This window comes from Avibacterium gallinarum, from assembly GCF_002921135.1.
GTDB classification, from domain to species: Bacteria; Pseudomonadota; Gammaproteobacteria; order Enterobacterales; family Pasteurellaceae; genus Avibacterium; species Avibacterium gallinarum.
In genome coordinates, this window is record NZ_PQVJ01000053.1 from 1 (window position 1) to 17,040 (window position 17,040).

The 17,040-nt window shown below is 41.1% G+C and carries 16 protein-coding genes and 1 pseudogene; 13 read left to right on the top strand and 4 right to left on the bottom strand.

Translation table 11 applies throughout. The features are described from left to right. The 3 genes and pseudogenes from C3007_RS10310 to C3007_RS10320 all read left to right on the top strand — a co-directional run. Nucleotides 1–212 (top strand): annotated as a pseudogene (locus tag C3007_RS10310) (IS110 family transposase); the annotation flags it as partial. 215 nt (nt 213–427) lie between these two features. Then, entirely contained in the window at nt 428–1,909 is a 1,482-nt protein-coding gene (gene ilvC / locus C3007_RS10315) for a ketol-acid reductoisomerase (protein ID WP_103854342.1), read from the top strand. A gap of 160 nt (nt 1,910–2,069) precedes the next feature. Then, nucleotides 2,070–2,714: a tellurite resistance TerB family protein gene (locus C3007_RS10320; RefSeq protein WP_103854343.1), complete on the top strand. Its 645-nt coding sequence runs from the start codon at nt 2,070–2,072 to the stop codon at nt 2,712–2,714. Between the two features lie 170 nt (nt 2,715–2,884). Here the strand turns inward: C3007_RS10320 and mazG are convergent, their stop codons facing one another. Further along, the gene (gene mazG / locus C3007_RS10325; protein ID WP_103854344.1) at nt 2,885–3,670 is read right to left on the bottom strand and encodes a nucleoside triphosphate pyrophosphohydrolase; all 786 of its coding nucleotides are present in this window, start codon (nt 3,668–3,670) and stop codon (nt 2,885–2,887) included. 223 nt (nt 3,671–3,893) lie between these two features. Between mazG and uspA the strand changes: the two genes are divergently transcribed. From uspA to trmL, 7 genes are all read left to right on the top strand, one after another. Beyond that, nucleotides 3,894–4,319, top strand: coding sequence for a universal stress protein UspA (gene uspA / locus C3007_RS10330; RefSeq protein WP_103854345.1), 426 nt, complete (start codon nt 3,894–3,896; stop codon nt 4,317–4,319). A 180-nt stretch (nt 4,320–4,499) separates the two neighbouring features. Then, nucleotides 4,500–7,124 carry an alanine--tRNA ligase gene (alaS, locus tag C3007_RS10335; protein ID WP_103854346.1) on the top strand — a complete coding sequence of 875 codons (2,625 nt, stop codon included), beginning with the start codon at nt 4,500–4,502 and terminating at the stop codon, nt 7,122–7,124. A gap of 149 nt (nt 7,125–7,273) precedes the next feature. Next, nucleotides 7,274–7,456: a carbon storage regulator CsrA gene (csrA, locus tag C3007_RS10340; protein WP_103854347.1), complete on the top strand. Its 183-nt coding sequence runs from the start codon at nt 7,274–7,276 to the stop codon at nt 7,454–7,456. Nucleotides 7,457–7,478: 22 nt separating this feature from the next. Continuing rightward, on the top strand, nt 7,479–8,843 hold the full coding sequence (locus tag C3007_RS10345) for a phosphohexomutase domain-containing protein (protein ID WP_103854348.1): 1,365 nt from the start codon (nt 7,479–7,481) through the stop codon (nt 8,841–8,843). A 141-nt stretch (nt 8,844–8,984) separates the two neighbouring features. Beyond that, entirely contained in the window at nt 8,985–9,872 is an 888-nt protein-coding gene (gene galU, locus C3007_RS10350; protein ID WP_103854349.1) for a UTP--glucose-1-phosphate uridylyltransferase GalU, read from the top strand. Between the two features lie 264 nt (nt 9,873–10,136). Beyond that, nucleotides 10,137–11,438: a branched-chain amino acid transport system II carrier protein gene (brnQ, locus tag C3007_RS10355; RefSeq protein WP_103854350.1), complete on the top strand. Its 1,302-nt coding sequence runs from the start codon at nt 10,137–10,139 to the stop codon at nt 11,436–11,438. 117 nt (nt 11,439–11,555) lie between these two features. Further along, complete coding sequence (trmL, locus tag C3007_RS10360) at nt 11,556–12,038, top strand: tRNA (uridine(34)/cytosine(34)/5-carboxymethylaminomethyluridine(34)-2'-O)-methyltransferase TrmL (RefSeq protein WP_103854351.1); 483 nt, start codon at nt 11,556–11,558, stop codon at nt 12,036–12,038. 44 nt (nt 12,039–12,082) lie between these two features. Here the strand turns inward: trmL and nfuA are convergent, their stop codons facing one another. Both nfuA and C3007_RS10370 read right to left on the bottom strand, forming a co-directional pair. Next, nucleotides 12,083–12,667, bottom strand: a complete 585-nt coding sequence (gene nfuA / locus C3007_RS10365; protein ID WP_103854352.1) for a Fe-S biogenesis protein NfuA — start codon at nt 12,665–12,667, stop codon at nt 12,083–12,085. A gap of 108 nt (nt 12,668–12,775) precedes the next feature. Then, nucleotides 12,776–13,465 (bottom strand): amidophosphoribosyltransferase, encoded by a 690-nt coding sequence (locus C3007_RS10370; protein WP_103854407.1) that lies wholly within the window; start codon nt 13,463–13,465, stop codon nt 12,776–12,778. A gap of 143 nt (nt 13,466–13,608) precedes the next feature. On the opposite strand from C3007_RS10370, the gene C3007_RS10375 reads away from it, so the two are divergent. From C3007_RS10375 to C3007_RS10385, 3 genes are read left to right on the top strand one after another with little or no spacing between them, the layout of a single operon-like run. Then, nucleotides 13,609–14,421, top strand: a complete 813-nt coding sequence (locus C3007_RS10375) for a Cof-type HAD-IIB family hydrolase (protein WP_103854353.1) — start codon at nt 13,609–13,611, stop codon at nt 14,419–14,421. A 12-nt stretch (nt 14,422–14,433) separates the two neighbouring features. Then, nucleotides 14,434–15,276, top strand: coding sequence for a hypothetical protein (locus C3007_RS10380; protein ID WP_103854354.1), 843 nt, complete (start codon nt 14,434–14,436; stop codon nt 15,274–15,276). A 45-nt stretch (nt 15,277–15,321) separates the two neighbouring features. Further along, a complete protein-coding gene (locus C3007_RS10385; RefSeq protein WP_103854355.1) occupies nt 15,322–16,239 on the top strand; it encodes a Dyp-type peroxidase in 918 nt (305 codons plus the stop codon). A gap of 37 nt (nt 16,240–16,276) precedes the next feature. Here the strand turns inward: C3007_RS10385 and C3007_RS10390 are convergent, their stop codons facing one another. Next, nucleotides 16,277–16,990 carry a tRNA1(Val) (adenine(37)-N6)-methyltransferase gene (locus tag C3007_RS10390; protein ID WP_103854356.1) on the bottom strand — a complete coding sequence of 238 codons (714 nt, stop codon included), beginning with the start codon at nt 16,988–16,990 and terminating at the stop codon, nt 16,277–16,279. Nucleotides 16,991–17,040 lie beyond the last annotated feature (50 nt).

Sequence of the window (17,040 nt, forward strand, 5' to 3'; positions counted from 1 at the left end):
GTTCAGGTGGTCGCAAAGCCGTGCGAAATGCACTGTATATGGCTACATTTGTTTGCGTGCGTTTTGAGCCTAAGCTCAAACAATTTTACGAACGCTTACGCGCTAATGGTAAGGCGTTCAACGTGGCGATTAACGCCTGTATGCGTAAGCTTCTAACCATTTTAAATGCGATTGTCCGCGATGGCTCGCAATGGGATGCTCACGCGCTTTAATTAACGAATTTGTATTTTTGCTTTTTAGCGGAATACAGTTGCTGCAAAAATTCGTAAAAAATTACCCCATATCTTTTGTAAAGAGGAGTTAGGGGAGATTTTAATTGCAAAAAACGCAACATTAAGTTCCAATAATATCAATTTACGCAATCTTTAGAAAGGTATAATCTGTCGTTGATTATTTTGTAAACCAACTTAACCAAAAGGATAAAAAAATGGCTAATTATTTCAATACATTAAATTTACGCCAACAGTTAGACCAATTAGGTCGCTGTCGTTTTATGGATCGTGAAGAGTTTTCTGATGAAGCGAATTTCTTAAAAGGCAAAAAAATTGTGATTGTGGGCTGTGGAGCTCAGGGATTAAACCAAGGCTTAAATATGCGTGATTCAGGCTTAGACATCAGCTATGCGCTACGCCCAGAAGCCATTGCAGAAAAACGTGCGTCTTTCCAACGTGCTACTGAAAATGGCTTCAAAGTGGGTACTTATCAAGAATTAATCCCCACTGCGGATTTGGTGATTAACTTAACGCCAGATAAACAGCACAGCAAAGTGATCGCTGATGTGATGGGGTTGATGAAAGAAGGGGCGGCGTTGGGCTATTCGCACGGTTTAAACATCGTTGAAGTTGGCGAGCAAATTCGTCCTGATATTACCGTTGTGATGGTTGCGCCAAAATGTCCAGGGACAGAAGTGCGTGAAGAATATAAACGTGGTTTTGGTGTGCCAACGCTTATCGCGGTTCACCCTGAAAATGATCCGAAAGGCGAAGGTATGGCGATTGCTAAGGCTTGGGCGGCAGCCACAGGCGGACACCGTGCCGGCGTGTTAGAGTCTTCATTCGTGGCAGAAGTAAAATCTGACTTAATGGGTGAACAAACCATTCTTTGTGGTATGTTGCAAGCAGGTTCAATCCTTTGCTATGACAAATTAGTCGCAGACGGCAAAGACCCAGCTTATGCTGGAAAATTAGTGCAATACGGTTGGGAAACTATCACCGAAGCGCTTAAACAAGGTGGTATCACGTTAATGATGGATCGCTTATCTAACAGTGCAAAATTGCGTGCCTTTGAACTTGCGGAAGAAATTAAGCAAGAATTAGACTTCTTATTCAAAAAACATATGGACGACATTATCAGCGGCGAGTTTTCTCGTGTGATGATGGAAGACTGGGCAAACGGCGATGCAAACCTATTAAAATGGCGTGAAGAAACGGGCAAAACTGGCTTTGAAAATGCCCCAAAAGCAGACGGAATCAAAATCAGCGAACAAGAATATTTTGATAACGGCGTATTAATGGTGGCAATGGTAAAAGCTGGTGTGGAATTGGCGTTCGATACAATGGTTTCAGCAGGTATTTTTGAAGAATCTGCTTATTATGAATCCTTACATGAATTACCATTAATCGCCAACACCATTGCGCGTAAACGCTTATACGAAATGAACGTGGTAATTTCAGACACAGCGGAATACGGTAACTATTTATTCGCTAATGTAGCAACCCCAATTTTAGCCAAAACGGTAATGCAACATTTACAACGCGGCGATTTAGGTGAACCAACACCAACGGTGGAAATAGACAACATCACCTTACGCGATGTGAATGATGCAATCCGCAACCACCCAATTGAGCTAATCGGTCAAGAATTGCGTGGTTATATGACAGATATGAAACGCATTTCTTCACAAGGCTAATTACTTGTTTTAAATAGAAAGCCAGCATAACTGCTGGCTTTTTTGTTGATAAAAAATTTGCAAAAAATGCACCGCACTTTCTCTAATGGGCAAAATAAAATGAACTAATTGGTGAATAAATTGACAATATTAAGAAAGATGATAACGAGAGGAAACTTCTATGGATTTTAATCAAATTTTAAATCAAGTATTCAACGTGGCTAAAGATCAATTTGGCAAAACAATGAACGGCAATTCCACCGCGGATAAAATTACCAAAGTAGGTGGCGGTGCGGCAGCGATTGGATTACTTTCAATGATTTTTGGACGTAACGGTGGAGCAAGTCTGACAAAGTTAGGTTCTCTTGCGGCACTAGGTAGCTTAGCCTATCAGGCTTATCAACAATATCAGCAAAAAAATTCACAAAATTCTACCGCACTTGATTCCACGCTTAGCGAAGAAACCTTTGTGGATACCGCAGAAAAACCAACATCAGGGCAGTTAATTTTGCAAACGATGATTGCAGCGGCGGCTGCTGATGGGGCGATTACCGATGAGGAAAAACAACTCATCATCACTGAAGCGGGCAATGATCCTGAAGTCTATCACTGGTTGCAGCAACAAATTGAGCAACCTATTTCTATCGCACAAATTGCACAACAAGTAGGCAACGACACAGCCTTGGCTTCACAAGTTTATTTGGCGGCTCGTGTGGTGTGCGGTGAGTTAGATCGTAAAGAAATTGTTTTTCTTGCTAATCTTGCCACGGCGTTAAATCTTGATGATGCTTTAGTTGAACAATTAGAAAAACAAGCCGGCTTCTAATTTCTTTAAGAATTGCGTTTGAAATAAACGGTGTGTTTCAACAACACGCCGTTTTTTATTTTTATGATCTGTAGGATTGATGTAATAAAGAAATAATCTCCCGTTTTTGTAAAGGGAAGTTAGCGGGAGATTAAAGAAGAACGAAGAAAAATTAAAGTGCGGTGGAATTTTTACTTATTTTCTTGTTTTTTCACTTCGTCCCACAATAGATCAAGTTCTGCTAGTGTGCTGGTTTGTAAAGATTTTCCTTGCTGTTTTGCTAAGGTTTCTAGTTGACGAAAACGGCGTTCAAATTTTTGATTGGCTTTGCGTAAGGCTTCTTCTGGCGCAGTTTTTAAATGTCGGCTTAAATTAACGACAGAAAAAAGCAAATCACCGATTTCTTCTTCAATTTTTGTTTGATCTTGTTGTGGGCGAGCAAGCTCAGCTTGCACTTCTTGTAATTCTTCTTGCACTTTGGCGATTACAGGTTGCACGTTATCCCAATCAAACCCCACTTTGGCACAGCGTTTTTGTAATTTTTCTGCGCGCATTAAGGCTGGGAAAGCGTGGGGAATGTTGTCTAAAATGGATTGACGGGTTTTATTTTCTTCCGCTTTAACCTTGTTCCAATGGCTGAGCGCTTCTTGTTCGTTGTGTGCTTTTTCTTCACCAAAAACGTGTGGGTGGCGGCGCAGAATTTTTTCTGCCACTTCATTAACCACATCATCAAAGGTGAACAAGTTATCTTCTTTGGCTAGTTGGCTGAAAAAGACCACTTGGAGCAGTAAGTCGCCCAGTTCTTCGCGTAAATTTTCCGTGTTTTGCTGTTCGATGGCTTCGACCACTTCATAGCTTTCTTCTAATAAGCAAGGGATCATTGATTGATAAGTTTGCTCTAGATCCCAAGGACAGCCTCCATTTGGATCGCGCAGCTTGGCAATGAGTTGTACAAAATCTTGAATAGAATGGTTCATTTTGATCCTTTATTTGTTGCGGTTGGCGTGCAAGAAGTGGGGCGATAATAGCATAATGTTTAGTGGGCTTGAGTAAAAATTTATGGCGGATTGCTATTTTTTTACAAATAAAAATAAATGTTTTTTCTAAAACGTGATCCAGTGCATATTTTTTTTATAGCACTAGTGTTAGTATTACCACAAAAGAAGTTGATTAACCTCTCAAAAAGATAAGGAGTTAGTTATGTACAAACACATTTTAGTTGCTGTTGATCTTTCTGAAGAAAGTGCATTCTTAGTGGAAAAAGCGGCGGGTGTTGCAAAACGCAATGAGGCAAGATTATCCATTATCCACGTTGATGTAAATTTCTCTGATCTTTATACGGGGTTAATTGATGTGAATATGTCTTCAATGCAAGATCGTATTTCCACTGAAACTCACCAAGCGTTGGTGCAATTAGCGGAGCAATCTAGTTATCCTGTTTCAGAGAAATTAAGTGGTAGCGGTGATTTAGGACAGGTTTTGGCTGACGCTATTGATAAATATGATGTGGATTTATTAGTAACTGGTCACCACCAAGATTTCTGGAGCAAATTGATGTCTTCTACTCGCCAAGTAATGAATACTATTAATGTTGATATGTTAGTTGTTCCATTACGCGAAGAATAGCAATTTAGCTGATTTATTCTCACTTGTGATCTGTACTTTGGCGATGAAGAATTTCATCACTAAAAGTGCAGGTCCTTTTTGTTTTTAGGATTGAAAAATGTTTTTTCTAAATTGCAAAAAATGTGCCAAAATAGCACAATTCACAACGAATTTAATGAAGATAGAATAAGGCAAAATTTAATGAAAACAACCGCAGAAATTAGAAAATCTTTTCTCGATTTTTTCCATAGTAAAGGACACCAAATTGTCCCAAGCAGTTCGCTTGTCCCTGAAAATGATCCAACATTATTGTTCACCAACGCGGGAATGAACCAATTTAAAGATGTTTTTCTTGGTTTAGACAAGCGTTCTTACAGCCGTGCTACCACTGCACAGCGTTGCGTTCGTGCCGGCGGCAAACACAACGATTTAGAAAATGTGGGCTATACCGCGCGTCATCACACCTTCTTTGAAATGCTCGGTAATTTCAGCTTTGGTGATTATTTTAAACAAGATGCCATTCATTTTGCGTGGGAATATCTCACATCCGATGCGTGGTTAGGTTTACCAAAAGAGAAACTTTGGGTAACTGTGTATGAAACTGATGATGAAGCCTACGATATTTGGCACAACCAAGTTGGCGTGCCAGCAGAACGCATTATTCGCATTGGCGATAATAAAGGCGCGCCTTATGCGTCAGATAATTTCTGGCAAATGGGTGATACTGGCCCGTGTGGTCCTTGTACCGAAATTTTCTATGATCACGGCGATCATATTTGGGGCGGCCCACCAGGTTCACCAGAAGAAGATGGCGATCGCTATATTGAGATCTGGAATATCGTATTTATGCAGTTCAACCGCCAAGCAGATGGCACAATGGAAAAATTACCAAAACCGTCTGTGGATACGGGAATGGGCTTAGAGCGTATCACCGCTGTGTTACAGCACGTTAATTCCAACTACGATATTGATATTTTTAAAACACTTATCGCAAAAGCAGCAGAATTAACAGGCGAGAAAGATTTAGGCAATAAATCTTTGCGTGTAATTGCAGACCATATTCGTTCCTGTGCCTATTTGATCGCAGACGGCGTATTGCCATCTAACGAAGGGCGCGGTTATGTATTGCGCCGTATTATCCGCCGTGCCGTACGCCACGGACATTTACTTGGTGCGAAAGAAGCCTTTTTCTACAAACTTGTGCCAACCCTTGCAGAAGTGATGGCGGAAGCTGGTCAAGAGATCAAAGAAAACCAAGCGCATATTGAAAAAATCTTACGCTTAGAAGAAGAGCAATTTGCGCGCACTTTAGAGCGTGGTTTAGCGCTATTAGATGACGCCTTAAGCCAAGTGAAAGACGGCGTGCTTTCTGGCGAAGTGGCATTCAAACTTTATGATACCTTTGGTTTCCCACTGGATCTTACTGCCGATGTGTGCCGTGAACGTGGCATCACTATTGATGAAGCAGGCTTTGAGCGTGAAATGGAAGCGCAACGCCAGCGCGCGCAATCAGCCAGCCAGTTTGGTATGGATTATAACAATGTCATTCGTGTGGACGGTTCAACCGCATTTGAAGGTTATAGCGAGTCAGAAAGTATCGCAAAAATCACCGCACTTTTCTATGAGGGCAAACCGGTAGAACAAATCAGCGCAGGGCAAAGTGCGGTGGTAATTTTGGAAAATACGCCGTTCTATGCGGAGTCTGGTGGTCAAGTGGGGGATACAGGGCGTTTAGAAGGGCAAAACTTCTTGTTCAACGTTACCGATACGCAAAAATATGGTCAAGTATTTGGGCATATTGGTGCGCTTGCAGAAGGCACATTAAGTGTTGGACAATCGGTGAATGCCGTTGTTGATGTGGCACGCCGTAAACAAATTTCCTTAAATCACAGTGCAACGCACTTGCTACACGCCGCATTACGCCAAGTGCTAGGCAAGCACGTTGCGCAAAAAGGTTCATTGGTATCAGACAATTTATTGCGTTTTGACTTTGCACAACCTGAAGCCATTTCTAAAGAACAACTATTTGAAGTGGAAAAATTAGTCAACCAACAAGTGCGTGCTAATCACCCTATTCAAACAGAAATTATGGATTTAGATGCCGCGAAAGCAAAAGGCGCAATGGCATTATTTGGTGAAAAATACGCCGAACAGGTGCGAGTTTTAACAATGGGCGACTTTTCCATTGAACTTTGTGGCGGAATTCACGCCCAATATACGGGTGAGATTGGTTTATTCAAAATCATCAGTGAAAGCGCCATTGCGGCGGGTATTCGCCGTATTGAAGCAGTAACGGGCGAAACTGCCATTGATTGGCTTCACCAACAGCTTGGTGCGCTAAATCAAAGCGCAGACTTATTAAAATCTGATGTTTCTTCGCTGACGGATAAAATCCAACAATTACAAGACAAAGCGAAGAAAGCAGAAAAAGAATTGCAACAACTCAAAGAGAAAGCTGCGATGCAAGCTGGATCGGATATTGCAAAAAGTGCGGTGAAAATTAACGGTGTTTCCGTGGTATTACAGCAACTTGACGGTGTGGAAACAAAATCGCTGCGTGTAATGGTTGATGATTTGAAAAATCAACTTGGCTCTGCGGTGATTGCCTTTGTTTCTGTATTTGAAGGTAAAGTAAATTTAGTGGTAGGCATAACTGCTGATTTAACTGCAAAAGTCAAAGCAGGTGAGCTTGTTAATCTGATGGCTCAGCAAGTAGGCGGAAAAGGCGGTGGTCGTCCTGATATGGCAATGGCAGGCGGTTCACAACCTGAGAATGTCGAAAAAGCCCTTGCCGTTTGCGCTGACTGGTTAAATTCTCACTTATAAAATAAAAATTTTGTGCCGTAGCTCACAACTTTGCATTTCAGTCATCACGTTGTGAGCTTAAGTACGGTAATATTTAGGGGTGATGTACCCTTGGATATAAGGGGTAAATGATCGATAGGGATGTCGAATAAAGGAAATGAGGAGGTTGTATGCTAATCTTAACCAGAAAAGTTGGCGAAAGCTTACTCATTGGTGATGAGATTTCTATTACGATATTAAGTGTTCGTGGTAATCAGATCAAAGTGGGTGTGAATGCCCCAAAAGAAGTGTCTGTCTATCGAGAAGAAATTTACCAACGTATTAGAGAAGCAAAAGATGAGCAATCATCTTAATTAAGAAAAGGAAGTGGATGTTATGGGTAAATTAACTTGTTTTAAAGCGTATGATATTCGTGGTCGTTTGGGCGATGAATTGAATGTGGATATTGTCTATCGCATTGGTCGAGCATTTGGACAGTTTTTAAAGCCTAAAACTATCGTTGTTGGTGGTGATGTGCGTTTAACCAGTAAAGAATTAAAAAGTGCCGTAACAAACGGTCTATTAGACTCTGGGGTAAACGTGATTGATTTAGGCGAAACGGGAACCGAGGAAGTTTACTTCGCCACTTCTTTTCTTAAAGCCGATGGCGGAATTGAAGTAACCGCAAGCCATAATCCGATGGATTACAATGGCTTAAAATTGGTGCGTGAGGGTTCACGTCCAATTAGTGCGGATACTGGGCTTGCTGATATTCAACGCTTAGCAGAGGAAAATAATTTTCCACCTGTTACGCAACGTGGTGAATATAAGCAACTTTCCGTGTTAGGTGATTACGTTGAGCATTTATTATCTTATATCAATTTAGATAATTTAAAACCAATGAAATTGGTGATTAACTCAGGAAATGGCGCAGCAGGGCACGTTATTGATGCCATTGAAGCGCAATTCCGAGCAAAACGTGTGCCGGTGGAATTTATTAAAGTGCATAACAATCCAGATGGTACATTCCCAAATGGGATTCCAAACCCAATCTTGCACGAAAATCGTCAAGATACCATTGATGCCGTACTTGAGCATAAAGCGGATATGGGCATTGCCTTTGACGGTGATTTTGACCGCTGTTTCTTATTCGATGAAAATGGTAACTTTATTGAGGGTTACTACATTGTTGGGTTACTTGGTCAAGCCTTCTTGCAAAAAAATAAAGGGGCGAAAATCATTTATGATCCACGTTTAATTTGGAATACGGTTAAATTGGTGGAAGAAAATGGCGGTGAGGCAGTAATGTCGAAATCAGGCCACTCTTTCATTAAAGAAAAAATGCGTGCCGTTGATGCCATTTATGGTGGGGAAATGAGCGCACACCACTATTTCCGTGATTTCTTCTACTGCGACAGTGGAATGATCCCTTGGTTATTAGTGATGGAACTTGTGTGTACCACAGGCAAATCATTAGGCGAATTAGTTAATGAAAGTATTAATACTTTCCCATCTCCGGGCGAAATTAATAGTAAATTAACCGATGCCAAAGCGGCAATCGCCCGTGTTCGTGCCGCCTATGAAAAAGAGGCGATTTCAGTAGATGAAATTGATGGTATCAGCATTGAATATCCAAATTGGCGTTTCAATTTGCGTACATCAAACACTGAACCTGTGGTACGTTTAAACCTTGAAACGCGTGGCGATAAAGAGTTAATGGCGGAAAAAACAGAAGAAATTCTGGCATTATTACGTCAATAATTTGCGAAAAAAGCACCGCACTTTTGTTTGCGGCATCGCTTATCAAAGTGGCTATCTGAGATAGCCGCTTTGCTATTTTTGCAACGACCCCATTATTAAAGTGCGGTTGTTTTTTTAGAAATTTTTACAAAAGGAAAACCAATGAAAGTCATTATTCCTGTTGCAGGTCTTGGGACGCGAATGTTACCTGCGACAAAAGCCATTCCTAAAGAAATGCTAACCCTTGTGGATAAGCCATTGATCCAGTATGTGGTGAATGAGTGCGCGGCAGCAGGGGTAAAAGAAATTGTCCTTGTTACCCACTCTTCAAAAAATGCCATTGAAAACCATTTTGATACCTCTTTTGAATTGGAAACAATGTTGGAAAAGCGGGTAAAACGCCAATTATTAGAAGAAGTGCGTTCTATTTGCCCGAAAGACGTAACCATTATGCACGTTCGTCAGGGTAATGCTAAAGGCTTAGGGCACGCGGTGCTATGTGCCTTGCCTGTTGTGGGCAAAGAGCCTTTTGCGGTGGTGCTGCCTGATGTGTTACTCACCGATTTCAGTGCTGATCAGCGTAAAGAAAATTTGGCGGCAATGATCAAACGCTTTAAAGAAACCAATGCCAGCCAAATCTTGGTTGAGCCAGTATCTGAGCAAGACATCAGTAGTTATGGTATTGTCGATTGCGAAGGCGTGGAGTTTAACCCAGGTGAAAGCGCGAAGATTAAACGCATCGTAGAAAAACCAGCGGTGGAAGATGCGCCGTCTAATCTTGCTGTAGTGGGGCGCTATGTGTTCTCCGCAAGCATTTGGGATCTATTGGCAAAAACGCCAGTGGGCGTGGGCGATGAAATTCAGCTCACCGATGCCATTGATATGTTAATTGAAAAAGAAACCGTTGAAGCCTTCTACCAAACAGGTGGCAATTTTGATTGTGGGGACAAATTAGGCTATATGCAAGCCTTTGTGGAATATGGCGTAAATCACCCTAAACTGGGCAGTGAGTTTCGTGCTTATTTGAAGAAATTTGTGAAAACCCTTTGATATTTTCTATTCAGTAAAGGAATTATGGTTAAACATAATTCCTTTTTTACTTTTCTTGTGTGATGGATAAATTTTTAAATATTGTCCAATTTTTCCCCTTATTTTTAAGTGATTTTCAGATTTTCTGCGATAATTCCTGAAAAAATTAAATCTACCTTGACAAAAAAATCATAAAACCCTATAACTTCTCGGTTTTCTAGTGAAAAATCATTTGGTTTATTCATTCATATAAAATTAAATACTTGATTTTTAGAGGTTAATAAAATGTTATCTGGAAAAGATATTGCTATTTTGGGAATGATGATTTTCTCCCTATTTTTAGGGGCAGGAAACATTATTTTTCCACCAATGGAAGGCTATCACGCAGGGAATGTATGGTTTTGGGGCGCGTTAGGTTTTCTATTAACCGGTGTGTTAATGCCTTTCATCACCTTGATTGTTGTTACCTTAAAAGGGCGTGGTGAGGCGCTATCGGTTGATTTGCCAAAATGGGCGCACGTTACATTCTGGACAATTTTGTATTTAGTGATTGGTTCAACCTTTGCAATGCCAAGGGTAACCAATGTGGCTTATGAAATGGCTTGGCAGCCGTTGAATTTATTCTCTGGCGAATATTCCCATATTATTTTTGTAACGATTTTTAATTTGATTGGTATGGGATTTATGCTTGGGCGCAGCACAATGATTTCCAGTATTGGGAAATTTATGGCGCCAGCGTTACTTGTTTTATTGGTGATTGTTGCCTTTGAAGTGGTCAATTATCCGCTTTCTCCGATCGTTGAGCCAAGTGGCGCTTATCAAGATCATTCAGCAGTTGCCACAGGTTTGATCGGCGGTTATCAAACGATGGACGTACTTTCTGCAATGGCATTTGGTGGTATTGTGGCGCGTGCTTTGGCAGTGAAAGGCGTGTCAGATAAAAAAGCGATTGTGCGCTACACGCTGATTGCAGGCACGGTTTCCGTTGTGCTACTCAGTTTGCTTTATTTGTGCCTATTCTATTTAGGTGCAACAGGGGATCAAGTTGCAAAAACCTCAAGCAATGGCGGACAGCTTTTCGCTCAATATGTGAACGTATTGTTTGGACGTGAAGGCTCTTGGATTATGAGCGGTATCGTGCTTTTAGCCAATTTAACCACCCTTGTGGGCGTAACCAGTGCTTGTGCGGACTATTTCTCAAAATTCCACCCACGTTTAAATTACACGTTCTTCGTGGTGTTATTTACCATCAGCACCATTATTATTTCTGAAACAGGGCTAAACACCTTATTACGCGTTACAATTCCTGCGTTATTGCTGATCTACCCTATCGCCATTATGCTCGTTGCAATGCAACTGTTACGCGAAAAATTAGGCATTAGCCGCACAGGTTATAACTTAATTATTGGAATTACCGCCTTGTTTAGTATTACAGATAGCCTAAAAAATATGGAATTATTACCGCACTTTATTCAAAGCCTATTAGAAAAAGTGCCATTACATCAAGAGGGTTTAACCTGGTTACTGCCAACATTGCTAATGGTTGTGTTATGCACCTTGTTTAAAGCAAAAAAAGTTTCCGACTAATTTCCAAGCCCTCCATTGTGAGGGCTTAATTTTAAAGTGCGGTGGTTTTTTTTATTATTTTGATCTTTCATTATTCAGCGGTAAAATTCGCACACCGAAATTGAATGAGAAAAAATTATGTTAGATATTGTGCTATATGAGCCAGAAATTCCGCAAAATACAGGGAATATTATCCGTCTTTGTGCAAATACAGGCTTTCGTTTACATTTAATTGAGCCACTTGGCTTTACTTGGGACGACAAACGGTTACGCCGTTCAGGATTGGATTATCACGAATTTGCAGAAATTAAAAAGCACAAAACCTTTGCCGATTTTCTTGCGGCAGAACAGCCTAAACGCTTGTTTGCGATGACAACCAAAGGGCGGCTAGCACATAGCCAAGTTTCCTTTCAAGCAGGGGATTATTTGATGTTTGGGCCGGAAACCCGCGGTATTCCAATGGCGATTTTAGACGAAATGCCAATGGAACAGAAAATTCGCATTCCAATGACAGAAAATAGCCGTAGTATGAATTTATCTAATTCTGTTGCAGTGGCTGTTTATGAAGCGTGGCGACAACTTAATTATGCAGGGGCGATTAATTTTGACCCAGAGTTATAACAAATAAGGCACGGGATAATCCGTGCCTTTTTGTTGTTTTACGATTAATAATAAGAATGTTCACCGCGTTGATGTTCGGTTACGTCTTTCGCCCCTTTTAATTCATCGGGGAACAAACTCACCAGTTGTTTTTCAATACCATCTTTTAGCGTCACATCGACCATTGAACAACCGTTACAGCCGCCGCCAAATTGTAAAATTGCATAGCCATCTTCAGTCAGATCAATTAAGGTGATATGTCCACCGTGGCCTGCTAGTTGCGGATTAATTTGGGTTTGAATGACATATTCCACGCGCTCAATTAAAGGTGCATCATCTGCCACTTTACGCATTTTCGCATTCGGCGCTTTAAGGGTAAGCTGCGAGCCTAGTTCTTCCGTAACATAATCAATTTCCGCGTCTTCCAAAAATGGCAAGCTCACTTCATCAACAAAGGCGGAGAACGTATCATATTTCATTTCTGTATCGGTGGCTTCCACACTGTTTGGTGGACAGTAAGATACCCCACATTCCGCACTTGGCGTGCCGGGGTTCACCACAAAAATGCGGATATTTGTGCCTTCTTCTTGCTGATCTAATAAACGGCGAAAATGTGCTTGTGCCGCGTCAGAAATCGTAATTTGTTGCATTATTTATTCCTCAGTAATACTTGAGCTAGATAGTCAGGCATCATACCGCTAGATAGACTTTTTTTCCACCTTTTCTTTTATTCGGTGTTTTCTATAATCAAGGAATTGCTAAGTATGGAAAGCCCGAGCGAGCCCCCAAACTTGAATATTTTCCACCCCTAATTGACGAAAATGTTTAGCAATTTCGTTTAAGGTTGAGCCTGTGGTGATTACATCATCAACTAACGCAATGGAACGATAATTTATCTCTTGATTAGCAAACTTAAAGGCGTGTTTTAAATTTTGCCTGCGCGCCTTAGCGTTTAAACCAAGCTGAGGCGGTGTTCGTTTTATCCGTTGAATAAAGTGCGAATGGCAAGGAATATTCAGCCATTTGGATAAATGTTTAGCGATTAAATCAGCTTGATTATAACCTCGCCTCCATTGACGAAAATGGTGCAATGGCACGGGAAAAATCGCTTGTGGAAAGTGTAGGGAATGTTGTCTTCTTGCTTCATAAACCGCTAATAGAAGCAAGCGTGCTAAGGTTTTGTCTAACCAAAAGAGATGGTGGAATTTGAATTGCTGAATTAATTCCGATATAGGAGGATCATATTTGCTTATGATAACTATTTGATCCCAGCGAGGAGTAACTGTTGTGCAATGTCCACAACGTTTAACGTAACTTGGGGTTGGCATTCCGCAACAACCACAATAGATGTAACGTTTCATTGCTTTATTGCAAGTTGTGCATATACCCTGTTTCTCTTGTGATAAAACTTGTTGGCATAATACACAACGAAAACCGAAAAAATTCACCAATTTTTCCACCGCACTTCTCTTTTGGTTGAACTCACTATAATTGATTTCTCTGAGAAAAAAACTTTTTCTGATCAATTTTACGATCTTGATCGCAAAAAATGGTAATATTTGCTCAAAATTTAGATAAGAAGAGGATAAAAATGACAGTACCGAATTATCGCAAGCAAATTAAAGCGGTTTTTTTTGATATTGATGAAACTTTATTTGTGAAAAATAAAGTACATTTTCCAGAAAGCGCTAGACTTGCTATTCAAAAATTGCAAGTGAATGGCATTTTAGTTGGAATTGCAACAGGGCGCGCACGTTGCTGTTTTCCGGCTAAAATTAATGAAATGGTAGAGCAAGAAGGCATTCGTACCTTTGTTACTACCAATGGACAATTTGCCGTACATAACGGTGAGGTGATTGAGAAGCACCCGATTCCAACAGAAAAAATTCAGCGGTTAGTGGATTTCTTCGATCTTCATAATATTGCCTATGCCTTTGTTTCTAATGATAAAATTCGTGTTTCTGAAATTACGCCAATGTTAAAGCACGCGCTTGATCCGATCACCACAGATTATCAAGTTGATAAAACCTATTATCAACAAAATGATGTGTACCAAGTGTTAGCATTTTATGCCGAAGATAAAGATGAATTGGTTGCACAAGCACATATTTTAGACGATCTGAAAACGGTACGTTGGCACGAAAATTCAGTGGATATTTTTGATGCTGAAGGCTCAAAAGCAAGAGGCATTGCCGCGATTGCACGTCATCTTGGTTTTTCAATGGAAAATGTGATGGCGTTTGGTGATGGTTTAAATGACATCGAAATGCTTAGCTTGGTGGGGGTTGGCGTGGCAATGGGAAACGGACACGATACCTTGAAAGCTCTCGCTAATCACGTTACGGATCATATTGAAGAAGATGGCGTGTACAATTTTCTTGTAAAATCAGGTTTAATCGAATAATAAGGAAACTCAATGTTAAATCTTGACGCATTAAAAACCATGTACCCTGTCATAATGACGCCAAGCCACGACGGGAAATATTTTCATAATTATGTGATTTCATTACTTAATTTAACAAATTCGGCAGCGAATCTTGGTTTTCGTTTACAGGTGTCTTTACAGCGTGGTGAAAGCCTAATTACACGAGCAAGAAATAATGCCGTGGCAGAATTTTTAGCTAATAAACAATGGACACATTTATTTTGGATTGACTCCGATATTGGCTTCTCCGTTGATGCCGCCTTGCGTTTATTATTGTCAGATTATGACATCGCCGCAGGGGTTTATCCCTTAAAATACGAACAATTTCCCAGTGAAATTCCGGCTGGAATGACAAAGCAAGAATTTGAATCTGCCAGCACGAGATATACGGTAAACACAGGGCGTGTAGAAGGCGATAAAGTGCAATTAGCCATTCAACCAGACGGCTTTATGGAAATGGACGAAGCACCAACAGGGTTTATGTGCATTAAACGCGAAGTGTTTGAAAAAATGATGGCGCATTATCCTGAATTGCAATATGTGCCAGACAGTATTGGTTACCAAGATTTAGGGCTACATTATCGTTTTTTTGACGTAATGATCGACCCGCAGACCAACCGCTATCTTTCTGAAGATTACGGATTTTGCTATTTATGGCGTAAAATGGGCGGTAAAGTTTATATTGATTGCCAATCTAACCTCACTCACCAAGGGGCGAAATTATATACAGGTGATTTTGCCAATTCACTTATTCATAACTTGCCGAACGCCATTGGTGCACCAGCAGGGAAAATGATGAGCGTGGACGGCTTGCAATATTTAAAAACGAAATAAAAAACAACCGCACTTATTAAAGTGCCTCTAACGAAAGGAAATATTATGGCTGCTTTACAAAATGTTCTTGATGAACCAAACAAAAACACCATTTTTATGGTGTGGAATTTTCACGATGATGTGGACGTAAAACCCGCGTTCCAACAACTTTGCGGATTAATTGGCAATCTGAATAATTCAGCGAAAACCCGTTTTCCTGATGCCAAAGCCAGCGTAGTAATGGGCATTGGATACGATGCGTGGCTACGCCTTGATTTACCACAGCCGTTGCCAAAAGAGCTTGTCCCTTTTGAGCCAATTAAAGGTACGAAATATACTGCCGTGGCAACTCGTGGTGATTTGCATTTCCATATCCGTTGTGATCAACCAAGCTACTGCTTTGATATTGCACAAAACATCACCGATGTATTACACGATGTGGCAAAATGCGTGGTGGATATTCAAGGCTTCCGCTATTGGGACGGACGCAGTATTCTTGGCTTTGTGGACGGCACAGAAAACCCACACGATCCAGAAGACCGCATCTTATTCGGCACCGTAGGGGAAGAAGACCCAGCTTACCAAGGCGGTAGCTATTTATTCGTACAAAAATATGTTCACGATATGCAAGCGTGGCGTGCGCTGCCATTAAGCGAGCAAGAAAAAGTGTTCGGCCGCTCTAAAGCAGATGACATTGAAATGGATGATGATACCAAACCAGCTAACAGCCACAGCGCATTAGCTAACGTGGGCGATGATCGCAAAGTCATTCGCGACAATATGCCATTTTCCGCGAATGGCGAAGTGGGAACTTATTTCATTGCTTATGCCAACACCTTCAGCACTGTGCAAGCAATGTTAAACAATATGTTTATCGGCAATCCAGCAGGCAATTACGACCGCTTGCTTGATTTCAGCCGCACCCGCACAGGCACGCTTTTCTTCGTCCCAACCTTAGATATGTTGGACGAATTTGCGGGGTAATCTCACCAACCTAGCACTTTTGTGCTAGGTTTTTTATTCAAAATTTCAAATAAAACCCTTTCGTCAGTGCCACAAAGTCAGGGTGGTATCGATTGTTTTCGTCATAAATAATCAGTTGTGAATGTTGCATTGGCGCGGGCTGTTTGCGGAAAGTAAGCAGCAGGCGTTGCGCGGGCTTGCCGATTTTGGTGATCACATCACATTGTTCTGTGCAATAAAGTGCGGTGCTTTTTTGTAAGATTTTTCCTGCTTCATAGGGCAGGATAAATTGAATTTTCCCCTGTTCATTTAAGCATTGTGCTGCCACATTGAGCCAGTCATTATGGCTTTGTTCAAGGGTATAGCGCGCAAGATCACGTTGTGCGTTTTTGCAAGCCTGTGCAGGTTCAAAATAGGGCGGATTAGATACAATTAAATCAAAAAAGTGCGGTGGATTTTGTGCGAATTTTGCAATATCCATTTGATATAGCGAGATTTTCTCAGCCCAAGGGGAAGCCTGAATATTTTCTTGTGCCTGTTCTGCCGCCGCATTATCAATCTCCACCGCACTAATATGGCAATCTTGTGCCGTGCGTTGTGCCAACATTAATGCAATTAATCCCGTACCTGTGCCGAGATCCAAAAGGTTTTTTGCCCCTTGAATATCTGCCCAAGCGCCAAGCAAAATGCCGTCTGTTCCCACTTTCATCGCACAGCGATGATGATTAACCTGAAACTGCTTAAAGCGAAAACCTTGATTTTTCGTTGCCATAAACTTCCCAAAAATTGACCGCACTTTGCCTCCAAAGTGCGGTATAATCT

Excerpts from the sequence above, each read along its gene's own strand:
- mazG (WP_103854344.1), bottom strand. The coding sequence starts at position 3,670 with ATGAACCATTCTATTCAAGATTTTGTACAACTCATTGCCAAGCTGCGC.
- csrA (WP_103854347.1), top strand. The coding sequence starts at position 7,274 with ATGCTAATCTTAACCAGAAAAGTTGGCGAAAGCTTACTCATTGGTGAT.
- C3007_RS10375 (WP_103854353.1), top strand. The coding sequence starts at position 13,609 with ATGACAGTACCGAATTATCGCAAGCAAATTAAAGCGGTTTTTTTTGAT.
- C3007_RS10390 (WP_103854356.1), bottom strand. The coding sequence starts at position 16,990 with ATGGCAACGAAAAATCAAGGTTTTCGCTTTAAGCAGTTTCAGGTTAAT.
- C3007_RS10320 (WP_103854343.1), top strand. The coding sequence starts at position 2,070 with ATGGATTTTAATCAAATTTTAAATCAAGTATTCAACGTGGCTAAAGAT.
- ilvC (WP_103854342.1), top strand. The coding sequence starts at position 428 with ATGGCTAATTATTTCAATACATTAAATTTACGCCAACAGTTAGACCAA.
- galU (WP_103854349.1), top strand. The coding sequence starts at position 8,985 with ATGAAAGTCATTATTCCTGTTGCAGGTCTTGGGACGCGAATGTTACCT.
- nfuA (WP_103854352.1), bottom strand. The coding sequence starts at position 12,667 with ATGCAACAAATTACGATTTCTGACGCGGCACAAGCACATTTTCGCCGT.
- alaS (WP_103854346.1), top strand. The coding sequence starts at position 4,500 with ATGAAAACAACCGCAGAAATTAGAAAATCTTTTCTCGATTTTTTCCAT.
- brnQ (WP_103854350.1), top strand. The coding sequence starts at position 10,137 with ATGTTATCTGGAAAAGATATTGCTATTTTGGGAATGATGATTTTCTCC.
- trmL (WP_103854351.1), top strand. The coding sequence starts at position 11,556 with ATGTTAGATATTGTGCTATATGAGCCAGAAATTCCGCAAAATACAGGG.
- uspA (WP_103854345.1), top strand. The coding sequence starts at position 3,894 with ATGTACAAACACATTTTAGTTGCTGTTGATCTTTCTGAAGAAAGTGCA.
- C3007_RS10380 (WP_103854354.1), top strand. The coding sequence starts at position 14,434 with ATGTTAAATCTTGACGCATTAAAAACCATGTACCCTGTCATAATGACG.
- C3007_RS10345 (WP_103854348.1), top strand. The coding sequence starts at position 7,479 with ATGGGTAAATTAACTTGTTTTAAAGCGTATGATATTCGTGGTCGTTTG.
- C3007_RS10385 (WP_103854355.1), top strand. The coding sequence starts at position 15,322 with ATGGCTGCTTTACAAAATGTTCTTGATGAACCAAACAAAAACACCATT.